This window comes from Streptomyces sp., from assembly GCF_035644915.1.
Lineage (GTDB): Bacteria > Actinomycetota > Actinomycetes > Streptomycetales > Streptomycetaceae > Streptomyces.
In genome coordinates, this window is record NZ_DASQNP010000062.1 from 15286 (window position 1) to 30340 (window position 15055).

At 65.8% G+C, this 15055-nt stretch carries 16 protein-coding genes; 14 read left to right on the plus strand and 2 right to left on the minus strand.

Annotated features, from left to right (window positions below):
- The first annotated feature begins 180 nt into the window (after positions 1-180).
- From VE546_RS06390 to VE546_RS06405, 4 genes are all read left to right on the plus strand, one after another.
- Positions 181-438 carry a hypothetical protein gene (locus VE546_RS06390; protein WP_324919444.1) on the plus strand — a complete coding sequence of 86 codons (258 nt, stop codon included), beginning with the start codon at positions 181-183 and terminating at the stop codon, positions 436-438.
- Positions 438-815, plus strand: coding sequence for a fic family toxin-antitoxin system, toxin component (locus VE546_RS06395; RefSeq protein WP_324919446.1), 378 nt, complete (start codon positions 438-440; stop codon positions 813-815). Before VE546_RS06390 ends, VE546_RS06395 begins: the two co-directional genes overlap by 1 nt.
- Before the next feature lie 374 nt (positions 816-1189).
- Positions 1190-1804, plus strand: coding sequence for a TnsA-like heteromeric transposase endonuclease subunit (locus tag VE546_RS06400; RefSeq protein WP_324919448.1), 615 nt, complete (start codon positions 1190-1192; stop codon positions 1802-1804).
- Between the two features lie 53 nt (positions 1805-1857).
- Complete coding sequence (locus VE546_RS06405) at positions 1858-2115, plus strand: hypothetical protein (RefSeq protein ID WP_324919450.1); 258 nt, start codon at positions 1858-1860, stop codon at positions 2113-2115.
- Here VE546_RS06405 and VE546_RS06410 read toward each other — a convergent pair.
- Positions 2079-3302, minus strand: coding sequence for an FAD/NAD(P)-binding oxidoreductase (locus VE546_RS06410; protein WP_324919473.1), 1224 nt, complete (start codon positions 3300-3302; stop codon positions 2079-2081). The genes VE546_RS06405 and VE546_RS06410 overlap by 37 nt on opposite strands.
- Positions 3302-3490, minus strand: a complete 189-nt coding sequence (locus tag VE546_RS06415) for a ferredoxin (RefSeq protein ID WP_324919453.1) — start codon at positions 3488-3490, stop codon at positions 3302-3304. Before VE546_RS06415 ends, VE546_RS06410 begins: the two co-directional genes overlap by 1 nt.
- Positions 3491-3799: 309 nt before the next feature.
- Between VE546_RS06415 and VE546_RS06420 the strand changes: the two genes are divergently transcribed.
- The 10 genes from VE546_RS06420 to VE546_RS06465 all read left to right on the plus strand — a co-directional run bounded on the left by VE546_RS06420 (position 3800) and on the right by VE546_RS06465 (position 14399).
- Positions 3800-4375, plus strand: a complete 576-nt coding sequence (locus VE546_RS06420; protein ID WP_324919454.1) for a CGNR zinc finger domain-containing protein — start codon at positions 3800-3802, stop codon at positions 4373-4375.
- Between the two features lie 97 nt (positions 4376-4472).
- The gene (locus VE546_RS06425; protein ID WP_324919456.1) at positions 4473-5450 is read left to right on the plus strand and encodes a LuxR C-terminal-related transcriptional regulator; all 978 of its coding nucleotides are present in this window, start codon (positions 4473-4475) and stop codon (positions 5448-5450) included.
- Positions 5451-6329: 879 nt separating this feature from the next.
- Complete coding sequence (locus tag VE546_RS06430) at positions 6330-7616, plus strand: diaminopimelate decarboxylase (protein WP_324919458.1); 1287 nt, start codon at positions 6330-6332, stop codon at positions 7614-7616.
- Positions 7613-8542, plus strand: a complete 930-nt coding sequence (locus tag VE546_RS06435; protein ID WP_324919460.1) for a holo-ACP synthase — start codon at positions 7613-7615, stop codon at positions 8540-8542. The genes VE546_RS06430 and VE546_RS06435 overlap by 4 nt, the downstream gene beginning before the upstream one ends.
- On the plus strand, positions 8542-10092 hold the full coding sequence (locus VE546_RS06440; RefSeq protein ID WP_324919462.1) for a class I adenylate-forming enzyme family protein: 1551 nt from the start codon (positions 8542-8544) through the stop codon (positions 10090-10092). Before VE546_RS06435 ends, VE546_RS06440 begins: the two co-directional genes overlap by 1 nt.
- 52 nt (positions 10093-10144) lie before the next feature.
- A complete protein-coding gene (locus tag VE546_RS06445) occupies positions 10145-10408 on the plus strand; it encodes an acyl carrier protein (RefSeq protein WP_324919464.1) in 264 nt (87 codons plus the stop codon).
- A complete protein-coding gene (gene ectB, locus VE546_RS06450; RefSeq protein ID WP_324919466.1) occupies positions 10405-11667 on the plus strand; it encodes a diaminobutyrate--2-oxoglutarate transaminase in 1263 nt (420 codons plus the stop codon). Before VE546_RS06445 ends, ectB begins: the two co-directional genes overlap by 4 nt.
- Positions 11668-11752: 85 nt before the next feature.
- Positions 11753-12292: a diaminobutyrate acetyltransferase gene (gene ectA / locus VE546_RS06455; RefSeq protein WP_324919468.1), complete on the plus strand. Its 540-nt coding sequence runs from the start codon at positions 11753-11755 to the stop codon at positions 12290-12292.
- A 7-nt stretch (positions 12293-12299) separates the two neighbouring features.
- Positions 12300-13532, plus strand: a complete 1233-nt coding sequence (locus VE546_RS06460) for a cytochrome P450 (protein WP_324919470.1) — start codon at positions 12300-12302, stop codon at positions 13530-13532.
- A gap of 243 nt (positions 13533-13775) precedes the next feature.
- Positions 13776-14399 carry a LysE family translocator gene (locus VE546_RS06465; protein ID WP_324919472.1) on the plus strand — a complete coding sequence of 208 codons (624 nt, stop codon included), beginning with the start codon at positions 13776-13778 and terminating at the stop codon, positions 14397-14399.
- The last annotated feature ends 656 nt before the right edge of the window (positions 14400-15055 follow it).

The window sequence follows — 15055 nt, forward strand, 5'->3', positions numbered from 1 at the left end:
GTCGGCCGGTGCCCTCCCTTCCGGCACCGGCCCGTCACCGCGTAGATCCCCGGCGGCCCAGGCGCACAACCGGCGGGCGCTCCCGGCGGCCCCGAACGCACCGGAGGCCGCCGCGCCCCGCACCGGGCCGGGAGACCGAACCCGTCTCCCGTCTTGGTAACGCCTGTTACCATCTGAGGCATGGCCAACAAGACACAGCTCGGCGCCCGGGTGGACGCCGAGATCGCGGAACTCGCCCGCAAGCGGGCGGCCGACCGGGGACTGTCCGTGGGGGACTACCTGGCTCAGCTCGTCCTGGAGGACGCCACGGGTCTGCGCGAACGCGCCCTGGGCGCCGCCGAACGCTTCCTCGCCGAGCACCAGCGACTCTTCGACGACGCCGAGAACGCCCAGCACGGGCCCACCGCCCAGGGCGGCCGGGGAGCGCACGCCGCCTGATGGACCTGCACATCGACGTCCCCTGGATCCTGCAGGTCGCCGAACTGGCCGGCGCCGGCGACCCCGCCCCCGACGACTACGGCGTCCCGGTGGCCGCCTGCGCCCGCCACCGCGCCGAACTCCTCGAGCACCCCGTCTACGACGGCCCCTACGCCCGCGCCGCCGCACTGGTTCACACCCTGGGCCGCTGCCGCTGGCTGGAGCGCTCCAACCTCGCCGTCGCCGCCGCCACCGGCGTGATGTACCTGGAGGCCTCCGGCATCTCGGTCAAACCAAGCCGTGAGGATGCCGCGGCCCTGCGCGACCTGCTGCTCGCCCCCACCTGCACCGCCGCCGACATCGCCGGACTGCTGCGTTCCTGGCCCACCGTCAGTTGAACGCCCGGCGCCGTCAGATGACCGCCTCGCCGAGCACCACCGACGTCCCGTCCAAGGCGCCTCCCGGCGGGCCAGGAGAGCAATGGTCCCGAGACGGCGTGTGCTCCACGGGACGCCGGGGCCGTGGCCGGAGGTCACGAGCCGAAATCGAGCGGTGGTGAGGGAAGCCCGAAATGGTCGGCGATGATCCGCATCGTGTGGGCGCCATCGGCGTTGAAACCGGGATCGGTGTCGTACCTCGGGGTGTCCCGGCCGACGATCCCGGCGTCCAGCAGCTCGCGTACGAGCAGGTCGGCCTTTGAGCTGGACTTTCTTGAGCGAGGACGTCGACGCCGACAGCCCTTGGGCAGGGGTGGAGTACGCCGTTCGAGGCTGTGGCGCCGGTCCGGGACTTCCGCTGGGCCAAGGGCGTCGAGAGTTTCGCGGGCTGGTACTACTGCGCGACGTCCCGGGACCGCGTTGGCTACGAGTCCTGGCTGGAGCGGGACCATCTGATCTTGATGGACCGCGATCCGCAGGTGGTGGGGCTCGCCTCGCGGCCGTTCTGGCTGCACTGGCACGACGGCACCCGAAGGCGGCGGCACGCACCGGACTACTTCGTCCGGCTCGCCGACGGCCGGGGCCGCGTCGTGGACGTGCGGGCCGACGACCAGGTCGATGACGCGGCCGCCGAGTCGTTCGAGGCGATGGAGCCGGCCTGCCGGGCGGTGGGCTGGGAGTTCGTCCGGGCCGGGACGCCCGCCGGTCTTCATCACCGACATCATCGACTCGGTCGTCGGGGTCTGCACCAAGGCCCGCACCGGGCTCGTCCTGGTCGACGAGCTGCAAACATCTCGCTGACCACCCGTCACGGCGCCGAAGTCGCCGACGCCCTCAAGTACTTCTCCGAACGCATCGCCGCCACGTTCATCTACGCCGGCATCGAGATCGAGCACAGCAGCCTGCTTTCCGGCACCCGCGGAGCCCAGATCGCCCGGCTTTCACCCTGACCCCCACCCACCCCTTCCCCTACGGCCAGGAGCGGAAAGGGCTGGTCAGCACCATGGAGAGGACGCTGCTGCTGCGCCACCGTGTTCCTGGAACGCTGGTCAAGCTCGATCGCCTCCTGCACGAACGGACCGGCGGCATGATCGGCGCGCTCTCCCACCAGATCCGCGGAGCCGCGATCGACGCGGTCCTCACTGGCACCGAGCAGATCACCCAGGACAGCCCGGAGGCCGTCCCCTGGTCATTCGACGCCGGCGAGAAGGTCCCGGCGCCCGTTCAGCGCTCTCTCAACGACTTCAAAAGTTTTATATAGGCACTATTGAACCGAGCGCCTTTGTCCATGTAGGCAGCCCCGACCATGGCGCCTTCCCGGAGGTACGCGACGAGCACTCCCTGGTCCAGTTGATCCAGATCTCCGCAGACGATCTCCATTGAATCCGACATCTTCGGGTTGCCGGCAATCTGGATACGCAGTCCGAGTACTTCCGTGGACATGCTGGGGAAGTATCCGATCCGGGAGGTCACCGAACCGTACCCCAAGGACGACGCCAGAGACCTGCCCGCAAGATCACCGGTGTCGATCGCATTCTTCCAGAATTCCATGCGCGTAAGGTTCCCGGCCGTCCACGGGTCAGGGTAACGAGCAATATCCCCGGCCGCGAACACATTCTCCCACGGTGACACACGCATGTATTCATCGACGCGCACCCCGTCGGACAGATCCAGGCCGTTTCCGTGCAGCCATTCCACATTGGGAACACTTCCGATCGCCTCGATGAAAAGAGGTCGATCGGACGGGGTCTCCGGGTTCGGCGGTTTCACATCACAGAGCAGTTCCCTTGCGGAATCGCCCGTCAGGAACGTAATGCCGTGCTGAACGAGCCAGTGGCCAAGCGCCATCGAAACACGCTCACCCAGGATGCTCTCGAATGGCCCGCGTCGCAGCGCTTCCAGCATGAGGACTTCACAACCGTACTCTTTGGCCAGCGAAGCAAGCTCACAAGCAACGAATCCAGCGCCTACTATCGTGACCTTTTCGCTTGCTTGGAGCCGATGGTGGATGTATCGCGCATCGCCCAAACCACGCAGGGTTCGATGCGTATGAAGCTCGCACTCCCCGTTGCCCCGGACCGAGGTACGCGGGCGTACACCCGCAGCGATCACCAGACCGTCGTACTCGAATGTTTCACCTGTACTCAGATGCAGAATCCCGTCACGCAGGTCCGCAGTCTCGACTCGGGTGCCGAGGCGCCAGGTCAGAGCGTCATTCTCGGCTCCATTCACCTTCACATCCTCGGCGATCGTCATTTCGAGGGCATCCGACAAGGGATACCGCTTCTTCGTCAGACCTGGCCGATTGTAGGTACGGTGAGTCTCGTCTCCGAAGACAACGATCCTGGCGTCGACCTTGCATTTGAGTATCGCGTTGGCCGCTCGCAGTCCGGCTATACCGGAGCCGACTATGCCGATAAGCGGCCGCCTATCAGCCACCGGCGGCATCACGATTTCAGGAAGATCGCTTGCAGGGGGCAAGAGTCGACAGCGTCCTCGATGTCGCTGATGTTCTCTTCATCGAACGCTTCCTGGTATTGAAGCTCCCCATTGGCGTCGAGCTCGAAGTTGGTGGGGGCCGAGATCGCGCACTGTCCGTGGTTCTGACACTTGACCCTGTCGACAAAAATCTTCATGGTCCCTGGTCTTCCATCGCTCGTCCCTTTCGCCGGTCCATTCTCCGGCGATCACGACCCTACGAGCCTCCGCGCGGCGAAGGAAGAAGTGACGGGTGGCCTGAAGCGGTCCTGGCCTGTTCAGGCCCGTAGTGGGCGGTCCATGGGCCGGGTCGGCGCAGCCGGCGCTCCGCGCTGGGTTTCTTCAGCCGGCGGCCGGGCACCCGGTGGTGACCTTGGAGGGTGTGCGGGATCCCCGAGTCGCGTGGAACCATCTGTGGGGGTTCTCGTATGCTTGTGCTGCAGAAGGTAACCGGCTAAGGTGGTTCCATGGCGGTGGTGTATTTTCCCGAGTTCCGTCTGGGCAAGGTGCTGGCGACCAGCTTCACGGGGACCCTGTCGGAGCGTTACGGCGAGGCGCTGGAGCGCATTCCTGTGCCATCCCGGCTCGTGGACTGGCTGGCAGTCAATGGACTCGCCGTCGACTCCTGCAGCCAATCCCAGCTCGACCACGCCCGGGAGCTACGGGAATCAATTCACGCAGCTGCCACCGCTGTCGCGAACCAGGAACCGCTTCCCTCTTCGGCTGTCCAAGTCATCAATGACTGCAGTACTCACGGTCTGGCCTCGGCGATCTTGACGCCCGAGGGCAGCCGGGAGTGGCAGCTGGGTTCTGCTTCTGTGGAAGACGCGCTCAGCGTGATCGCCGCCGATGCGATCAGCCTCCTCGCGGGAGAACGAGAAGGAAAGATCTCGTTGTGTGCATCGCCGACGTGCCGAGCCGCGTTCCTCGACACCAGCCGCGGCTACACCCGCAGATGGTGCGACATGAACACGTGTGGGAACCGTGAGAAAAAGGCACGCTTCCTCGCCAACAGGCGCAAGAAGTCGAGCCTTGCCGACTGACCGTGCTGTCCGGTCGCTGGTCGTCGTGACTTCGTAGTATCGAGACTCCCGCGCTCCGCAGTCTCGCCACCGCACGCTGCTTAAAAGGGGGAATCGCATGTTCGATGTTCTGGGAATGGACGCCACGGCCGAGGTGGTCTACCGCGAGATGCTGGCGCACCCGCAGGACGGTGTGGCCGATCTGATGCGCCGCCTCCAGCTGACTGAGCAGGCGGTACTGACAGCACTCGACACCCTCAGCGAACTGGCCCTGATACGGAGTTCCTCCGAAGATCCCCGGAATTTCCACGCAGTTGACCCGCACCTGGCCGCAGACATTCTGCTGGCAAGGCAACGAGCCGAGCTCGCCGCGCAACAGAAACGTGTGCAAGAGGCTCAGGCTGCCGCCGTACGCCTCAAATCGGAGTTCACCCAGGGCAGGGAAGAGTTACTTCGCCTGAACGGGGTCGACTGCGTCCGCGACTACCTGGCGACTCTGTACGACAGGGTCGAGGACGAGCTGTTGACGTTCGCTCCGGGCGGAGCCCAGACGGCGGCCAATGTGCGCAGTTCGCGGCCGCTCGCCGAGAACCTGCTCGAGCGCGGTGTGCGGATGCGCACCGTCTATCTGGACAGCGCCCGCAACGACCCTGCCACGGTGGCGCACGCGGAGTGGCTGGCCGCGCTCGGCGGGCGAATACGGACCGTCCCCTCCTTGCCGAACCGCATGATCATCTGCGACCGGAGGATCGCCGTCGTCGCCGCTGACTGTGATGACACCGCTGCCGGGGCAGTGGTTCTGCAGACGCCAGGAGTGGTCTCATCGCTGTACGCCCTGTTCGATTGTGTCTGGCAGTCCGCCCGGCCGATGGGCGCGACCGCCTTACCCGCGGATACGCAGAGGCTGAGTCCGCAGCAGACGGAAGTCCTGCGGCTGTTGTCCCAAGGGCACACCGATGAATCCGTCGCGGCGCGGTTGGGTGTGTCGGCTCGCACGGCACGCCGCATCGCCACGAAACTCATGGACCACCTCGGCGCGCGAAGCCGCTTCCAGGCTGGTGTTCACGCGGTCGCGAGGGGGCTCATCCGGCCATGACGGTCCGTGTAGTCGCTGGTCGACAAGCAGTGGAAGGGATTGACGATCCGAATAGGACAGTTGCCTCATGTACCTCGTCCATCTCGCTGTCTCCCCTCCAGGCGATGTCCCCCTGCCTGCTGAGATCAGGCAGATGCTGGAAGCCACCGCACCGGACGTCCTTGAACACGTCAGCGTGCATCTCCAGTCACGACCTCACCCTGTCATCGGTCTCTTCCTCCGCGTCGCGTCTCTGAACGAGGCCGAGTCGACCGCGGAGCAGATCTGGATGCGCGCAGCCGCTGCGTGCCCTCAGCTGGCTGAATGGTGCCTGCGACGCGCTGAAGCGCCGCTCATGCACTACGAGTTGGATTGAGACCGTCTCACCCTGATCTGATCCGTATCAGGGTGTCCCTGCCGGCGAGCAGGATGACCACGCCGCCCTGCTCAGCGATCTTCTTCAGGGCGCGTCCGGGCGTGCTGCGCGGACGGCCGAGGCGCAAGGCCCCGTGCGGCCGTGTCTTCCGTGAGGATGTCCTTGATGGCTTTTGCCCGCATGCCATCACGAACGCTCGACCGGTGCCGCTGCGCCCGTTGGCCACCGCGGGGAGCCGGTCCTTTTCATAAGTTTGATTCAGTGTGCACGGGGAATATCGCGGTCGCCGACAACCCATTGGGCGGATACCAAGTCCGTCCAGGGGCCTGAATAGGTCAGGACCGATTCAGGCCACCCGTCAGTTCTTCCTTTGCCTCGCGAGAGCTCGCAGAATCTTGATTGCTGGAGGACGAACCAGTGAGAGAGGCGAGCGATGAAAGAGCGGACATCCACCCCGGGCAGCTCACTCGCGAAGGAGCGGACCGTAAGCCGCCGGCTCGATGACGGCGGATGGCAGTGATTGTATGGCTACCTCGAATGACCACATTCAGGGCAATACGATGGCGGCACTCGCCGAGGAGTTCGGCACCCCGCTGTTCGTCTACGACGCGGACATCCTGGAAGACACGTATCGCAAGCTGCGCGGCGTGCTCCCCGCCAGTGTCGATGTTTTCTACTCGCTCAAAGCCAACCCGAACGTCAGTGTCTGCGCACTGCTGAACTCGTTCGGTGCCGGCGCCGAGGTTTCCTCCTATGCCGAACTGGTCACCACTCTGCGAGCCGGGGTCGCGCCCCAGGACATCATCTTCCTCGGCCCCGGCAAGGACGAACGAGAGCTCACCGCGTGCATCGAAGCCGGAATCCATGCGATCGTCTGCGAATCACTGGACGAACTCGACCTGCTGGACTCGCTGCTGGCAGCCGCCGGCCGTGACGAGTTCCCGGTGCTTTTGCGGGTAAACCCCGCCTTCGGCAGCAAGGGGTCAGGACTGGCCATGGGGGGCAAGCCCCGGCAGTTCGGCATCGACGAAGCCGAACTGCGTGACTCCAAGCACCGACTCGCAGCCCTGCGCCACATCCGGGTGAAGGGGGTGCACGCCTACATGGGGACACGGTTCCTGAACCACGAAGACGTCGTCCACAACACCCGGCAGATCCTCGCCACCGCGGAGGATCTGGCCGGACGACTCGGCTTCCCCCTGGAGACCGTGGACTTCGGCGGCGGGCTCGGCGTCGCCTACTTCGAGAACGAGGAGGACTTGGACCTCGCCGCGCTGGGAACCGGACTGGCGGACGTTCTCTCCTCCTTCTCCGCGCGCAACCCGCACTGCCGGATGATCATGGAGCTGGGCCGGTTCCTGACGGCCATGGCCGGCACTTACCTCATCCGGGCCCGCTATGTGAAGAACTCCATGGGGGAGAGCTTCGTGGTCGCCGATGGCGGCACCAACCACCACATGGCCGCCGTCGGTGTCGGGAGCTTCGTCAAGCGCAACTTCCCGATCCGCCACGTGGGTAACCGGGCTGCTGGAGCGCTGCGGCCCTACAGCGTGACCGGGCCGCTGTGCACACCCAACGACGTCATCGCCAAGAAGGTCCAGCTGCCGGAGGTGCGGCCGGGGGATCTGCTGGCAGTGGAGCGGTCCGGGGCCTACGGGCCCACCGCCTCACCCGGACTCTTCCTCAGTCACGGCTTCCCGGCCGAGGTGATGGTGCACGGCGGGCGGGCCCACCTGATCCGGGAACGCGACACCACAGAGGACCTGCTGGCCAAGCAGCACCTCGTCGACTTCCGCACAGCGTCCGGATGACCACCGTGGCAAGCCGGGCCGCCCGGATCGGGGTGGATGTCCTCGACTGCTCGGAACTCCGCCGCCTGGTCGAGCGACCCTGGTTCCTGCGCTTCAGCTTCGCCCCGGAGGAACTGGCCCATGCCGAGACCCTCCGTGGCCATCGGCGCCTGGAGTTCCTCGCGGGCCGCTTCGCCGCCAAGGAGGCCGTCCTCAAGGTCTTGGGCATGGGCTTCCTCCAGGGCGTGGCGCCGCGGGAGATATGCGTGGAGCACACACCGCATGGCGCCCCCGTCGTCCGCTTCCGCGGGAGAGCCGCCCAATTGGCCCCGCCCTCCGTCTCAGTGTCCATCACTCACAAACAGACCGTCGTAGCCGCAGTCGCCATCGGCATCCCCGGCGCCGGCGGTGCGGCAGCCGAAAACGGACGAACAGCATCCACAGAACTGAAGGAGCCTGACGCCGTGTCGCCGCCCAGCATCAACACGACAGCCCCCGCCCAGCAGAGTGCCCGCGGTGAACAGACCCCGGAGACCACAGCCTTCCTCCGCGTACGAGTCGGCCAGGAGGAAGCCCACTACGGGGGTGACCTGGTGGACGGCGCCCGCATCCTGCGACTGTTCGGCGATCTGGTCACCGAGATCACCATCCGCACGGACGGCGACGAGGGGTTGCTGGCCCAGTACAGCGATGTCCGCTTCGCCGCACCCGTGAAGCCGGGCGACTACATCGAGGCACGCGGGCGACTGGTACGACGGACCAGGCTGCGCCGGGTGGTCGAACTCGAGGCGCACAAAGTCCTCAGCGCCCACCCAGGAGCAGGAGAGAGCGCCGCCGCAGTACTCGACGCCCCCCAGCTCGTCTGCTCCGCCACCGCCACCACTGTCGTCCCCTACCGCAGGACGGACACGGCGACCGCCCTCAACCCCGTTGCCGAGGAGACCTGATGGCCCGTACAGCGCAGCTGCTGCACGAACTGCTGGAGGCGGCCGCCGACCGCAGCCCTCGATCTGCCGCGTTGAGTTCCCAGGGCCGCAGCCTGACCTACGGAGAACTCGCCGCCGCCAGCACCAGGACGGCCGCACTCCTGCAACGCGAAGGACTGCGGCGCGGCGACCGGGTCGTTGTCACCGCAGCCGACGGGATCGGCATCGCCGTGCTGCTCTACGCGGCCTCCCGCCTGGGCGCCGTCTTCAGCGTGCTGCACGAGCAGGTACGCGGCGGGCCTCTGGAACATGTGCTGCGGGACTGCGAACCCAAGCTGCTGGTCTCCGACGATCCCGATGCGGGACGGACCGCCGCCGAGCACGATGTGCGATTCCTCGGGCTCGACGAGCTTGTCCGGACCGCGCTCGATGCAGGCACCGACGTGTCGCTCACCCTCAGTGGCCAGAGCGCCTTGACCGTGGACCCGGTCAGCCTGATCTACACCTCGGGTACCACCTCGCTGCCCAAGGCCGTGGTCAGCACCCACCAGCAGGTGCTCTTCGCCGTCTCCGCGATCCAGGAGTGCCTGCGGTATCGCAGCGACGACGTCGTGTACTGCCCGCTGCCGCTCTCCTTCGACTACGGCCTCTACCAGGTCTACCTCGCGGCACTGAGCGGCGCCCGACTGCACCTGGGCACGGTCGCCGAGGTCGGTCCCCCGCTGCTGCGCAGCCTGGAGGAAGCCGGGGCGACCGTGCTGCCCGCCGTGCCCTCCATCGCCGATCGGCTCGCCTGGCTGCTACGCCGCAGCAGCGGAGGACCGAGCCGGCTGCGGCTGCTGACCAACACCGGAGCGGCCCTGTCCGAAACCACCATGTCCGCGCTGCGCGCCGCACTGCCCCGGCTGAGGATCCAGGTCATGTACGGCCTCACGGAGTGCAAGCGCACGGCGATCATGCCGCCGGACGGAGACCTCGACCATCCGGGATCCTGCGGACTGCCGCTGCCGGGCACCGAGGTCTTCGTCATCGACGACGACGGGAACCGGCTGCCTCCCGGACAGACCGGCCAGTTCGTCGTGCGCGGCCCGAACGTCATGGCGGGCTACTGGAAACGCCCCGAGCTGACCGCCGAGCGTTTCCCCCGTGCGGAGGGACTCTTCCCCGAGCTGCGCACCGGCGATTACGGCTGGCTGGACAAGGAGGGGTACCTCTACTTCTCCGGCCGCCGGGACGACCTGTACAAGGAGCGGGGATTCCGTCTCAGCGCCACCGAGGTGGAAGCCGCCGCGACCCGCGTCGACGGGGTGACCTCGGCCGCCGTACTGCCGCCCGAGGGCAAGCGGGGCGCGCTCCTCGCGGTGGTCGCCGACATCACCGCGGACGAGGTGCGCGAGGGCATGCGCGACCACATCGAGCCCTTCAAGATCCCGCGGCGCTGTGTCCGCCTCGACGCCCTGCCCACCAACGGCAACGGCAAGGTCGACCGCAAGAAGCTGGCCGCTCTGATCGAACAGACCTCGGCCACCCCGGTCACCGCCGAGGCCCCGCAAGCCGGCCTCGCCCACTGATCCTCTTCCCACCCGGCCGCAGCAACTCCTCACTCCACACAAGGACATGACCATGGATCGCCAGAACGTTGTCACCGCCCTCGAGAACGCCCTCACCGACGTCCTCGAGCGCCCCGTCACCGGCCTCACCGGCGACGTGAAGCTCTTCGACGACCTGCACCTCGACTCGACCACCATGCTCGAGATGCTGATGGCCCTGGAGGACTCCATCGGCCTGGTCGTCGACCCGGAGGACCTGGACGCGGACGACTTCGTCTCGGTGGACACCTTCACCGACTTCGTCCTCCGCACTCAGCTCGAACAGGCCTCGGCATGACGCTCATCCAGCCCGACCTGAGCGTCTTCACGACCTTGGAGTCGGAGGTACGCAGCTACTGCCGAGGCTGGCCCACCGTGTTCGACCGGGCGCAGGGCAGCCGCATGTACGACGAGGACGGGCACGAGTACCTGGACTTCTTCGCCGGCGCCGGATCCCTCAACTACGGCCACAACAACCCGGTGTTGAAGCGCGCCCTGCTGGACTACCTGGAGCGCGACGGCGTCACCCACGGCCTGGACATGTCGACCACGGCCAAGCGCGCGTTCCTCGAGTTCTTCCAGAACATGATCCTGCGCCCGCGGGACCTGCCCTACAAGGTCATGTTCCCGGGCCCGACCGGCACCAACGCCGTCGAAGCAGCCCTCAAGCTGGCGCGCAAGGTCAAGGGGCGGGAGGCGATCGTCTCCTTCACCAACGCCTTCCACGGCATGACGCTGGGCTCCCTGGCAGTGACCGGCAACGCCTTCAAACGGGCCGGCGCCGGCGTACCGCTCGTGCACACCACTCCCATGCCCTTCGACCACTACATGGGCGGGAAGACACCCGACTTCCTGTGGTTCGAGCAGTTGCTCCGGGACCACGGGTCGGGGCTGGACAAGCCGGCCGCGGTGATCGTGGAGACGATCCAGGGCGAGGGTGGCATCAACGTGGCTCGCCCGCAGTGGTTGCGTGGCCTCGCCCAGCTCTGTCAGCAACACGACATGCTGCTGATCGTCGACGACATCCAGATGGGCTGCGGCCGCACCGGGACGTTCTTCTCCTTCGAGGAGGCCGGCATCACCCCGGACATCGTCACCGTCTCCAAATCCATCAGCGGGTACGGACTGCCCATGTCCCTCTGCCTGTTCCGGCCGGAGCTGGACATCTGGGAGCCGGGCGAGCACAACGGCACCTTCCGCGGCAACAATCCGGCCTTCGTCACCGCGGCCGCCGCCCTCAACACCTACTGGGCCGACGACAAGCTGAAGCAGCAGACCCTGGCACACGCCCAGACCATCGAAGCCGCGCTGCGCGACACTGCCGCGCACCACAGCGGATCCGCCTACCGCGGCCGCGGGATGGTATGGGGCCTGGAGCTCTCCGACGCCCGGCACGCCGGCCGCGCCGCACGCCGAGCCTTCGAACTCGGACTGCTGATGGAGACCTCCGGAGCACATGGCCAGGTCGTCAAGCTGCTGCCTCCGCTGACCATCACCAGCGACGAACTCGACCAAGGGCTGCGCATCGTACAGCGCGCCGTCTACGAAACGGCATGACCGCGCCCGGTACCCCCGATGGAGAAAGGACCCACCCCGCCATGATGGCCCACCCGCTGCTGACAGAGACCGAGGCGGTCCGACCATGACGATCAGCGCTACCCCCGCAGCCGGCGCAGACCGGAGCACCGTCGCGAACAAGCAGGCGGTCTTCCGGGCACCGGTGCCCGAGGACGGCCCAGCCGTGTGGAAACTGGTCGAGAACACCCCCGGCCTGGACTCCAACAGCATCTACTACTACACGCTGTGGTTCCGGGATTTCGCCGACGGTTCGCTGATCGCGACCGTGGACGACGAAATCGTCGGCTTCCTCACCGGCTACCGCCGCCCCGACGAGCCCGAGACCTACTTCGTCTGGCAAACCGCCGTCAACCCGCGCCACGGCATCCCCTTCCTCGGGGTGAAGCTCTTCCAGGCCGCGGCCGACCAGCAGGTGGCCCATGGCGCCCGGTACGTCGAGGCCACGGTCTCCGTCGAGAACAAGGCGATCCTCATGGTGCTGAAGCAGTTCGCCAAGAAGCACTCGGCTCACATCGAAACTCGCGTGCTGTTCCCCAGCAGCCTCTTCCCCGACAGCCACCACGACGAGGTCCTCTACCGCATCGGCCCGTTGACCGCCGGTTGATTCCGCAGTGTTCGACGATCAGGAGTCGTTTCCCATGGCGCAGCAACCCACACCTCTGCACCTCGACGTCAATGACAAGTACTTTCGCATGGACTCGGAAGAGGTGCGGAAGGCGCGAGCTGCACATTGGTACGCAGAAACCGACTGGGGCATTGCCGTCCTCTCGTACGAGGACAGCAGTTTCCTGCTGAAGAACCCCCGTCTGACGCAAGGGTCGGCCAAGTGGCCGGCTCAGCACGGAGTGGTCGAGGGGCACTTCGACAGCTGGTGGAAGAAGACTCTGCTGGTGTTGGAGGGTGACGAGCACAACAGGATCCGACGCCTGGTGAACCCCGCGTTCTCTCCGCGCCGGATAGAGCCGTTGCATGCCCGGTTCCGAGCCCTGGCGGACAGCCTGATAGACGAATGGATCGAAGACGGGCAGACAGAATTCGCCAGTCGCTTCGCGGCGCCGTATGCGACCAGGATCCTGTGCATGATGCTGGGCATCGATGAGCGCGACTGGAAGAAGATCAATCAGCTGGCGTCCACGATCGGGCTCGGTCTCGGCATCTCCATCCAGGAGAACATTGCACAGATCGACGAAGCTGTCGTCGAACTCACTCGATATGCAGAGTCTTTGGTGAAAAGCAGGAGGGAGTCACCTCGGAACGACATCCTTAGCACCCTGGTGGAAACAAGGGACGAGGATGACGGCCGGCTCTCGGATCAGGAGCTGATCAATCTCATCATCCTGCTCATATTCGCGGGAATCGACACGACTCGGAACCAACTGGCGCTGGCTGTCGAATCGTTTTCAAGGCAGCCGGATCAGTGGGAGAAGCTGGCCGCGGATCCGGACCGCTACTCTGCCAAGGCAGTCGAAGAAGTGCTCCGCATCAATCCGATCGGCCGATGGATTACGCGCGAAGCGGCAGAAACATTCCAACACAAGGAGCGCACGATCGAGAAGGGTACAACAGTCCACCTGTTCACCCTCTCATCGGCCACTGATCCCGCCGAATTCGACAACCCGGACCGTATCGACCTCGACGCTGATCGCTCGCCTCATTTTGCGTTCGGTGGCGGCCTGCATCATTGCCTGGGGCACTTCGTCGCCAGGGCGGACATCAATGTGGCCCTCTCGGCGCTGGCTACGCGGATGACCGATCTGCGTGTGGGGGAGGGCGCTGAGTGGCTGCCTGATTCCGGAAACACAGGCGCGAGGAAACTGCCGATCACATTCACCCCGCGTTCCTGACTTCTGCGAACGGCGAAGCTCCTGGTGGATGGGGCCACGTGCAAGATCACCCATGCCCATCAGGAGCTTCGCGTGTATGGTGGAACCTCCTTAGGTGGTTCTATCTCGACTGGGAGATCCCATGACACCCTCCAAGGCCAGCATCGGGTGCCCGTCCGCCGCCGGCGGTAACCCGGCGTGGAGCGATCGCTGCCAGCACTGCGGAGTTCCCGCACGTCACGCCGGGGCTGGAGGTCGCTGACGATGGTGGATCTGACGGTGCTGCCGGGCTACGTGGCAGTGATCCTGCTCTTCCTCGGCCCCCCTGGGCCCGATATGGTCTACATGCTCGCAGTGGGCCTCGAAGGCGGTCGCCGGTCCGCGGTGAAAGCCATCCTCGGCATCGGAACCGGCATGAGTGTCTACGCCGCCGCCGTCGTCGCCGGTATAGGAGAAATCGCCCGATCGTACCCATTAGCACTGGATGCGGTCAGGATTTTGGGTGCAGCGTATCTACTGTGGTTGGCATACGTGACGATGCGTCATGCGCGTCGTGCGATCAGCGGGCACAGTGATGTCACGGCAGGTCGCTGGTATCTGCGGGGCGTCTTCGTCAGCATCACGAACCCGAAGATCATTCTCTTTTTCCTTGCGGTGCTCCCGCAGTTCATCGGAAGCGCGGACAACCCGGGATTGCAGATGGCGATCCTTGGTGCGATCGACATTCTGATGGAGGTGATTCTTTACGGATGCATCGGAGTTCTGGCGGGATTTTTTCACGCACGTCTTGTCGGGTCGACCAAAGCAACGGCCGTGCTGAACTACATTGCGTGCACCGTTTATGTTGTGTTGGCCGGGACAATCTTCGGCGATATCCTGCTGGGTTGATCGTTGGTACTCCAGCAGCGGATCGTGTCCTGAGCCGCGTTTTTGGTAGTGACAGCGGCGGGCGACGGCCTGGTGGTGTCTTCTCCAGGCCGACCATTTCAGTGCGTGGGTGACGGGGTCGTGGTCAGCTCGGGGACGAGGCAGGAGAGCGTCCAGGAGTCGACGGATCTCCGCCACGGTGAGCGGGATGAGGGCTGATGCGTTTCTGCAGCCCCCTTTGCGCTCGTCGCTGTGGCGAGGACACCACGCCGGCCACGACCGGCAAAGGCGGCGCACAGGGACGCAAGCGGTGTGCAACGGCGCACCGGAGGCAAGGGGCGCACAACCGCAAGAAGGCCTCGCCCCGCAGGCCAAGGAGGGGCAGCGCGGGAGCAGTGGAGCCGTTTGGGACTGTTCCCTGCTGACGCTCATTGCACTGGAATGTGCTCGCTTCGTCCCATACGACCAGCCGGTCGCCCGTTCCGGGCCCGGCGGTCAGGGCGGCGTTGAATCCATAGGTGGCGATCATGGGTGCCCTCTTCCACGGCGATGGAGTGAGGTGATCCCATTCGAGCCGCGTGACCTGCGGAAACGTTAGAACGATGCTCGCTCCTACGTGCACGCTCCTTGCGAGTACGGGAGCCGCGGCGCGCAGTGGTGCTGCAATGGACGCATGG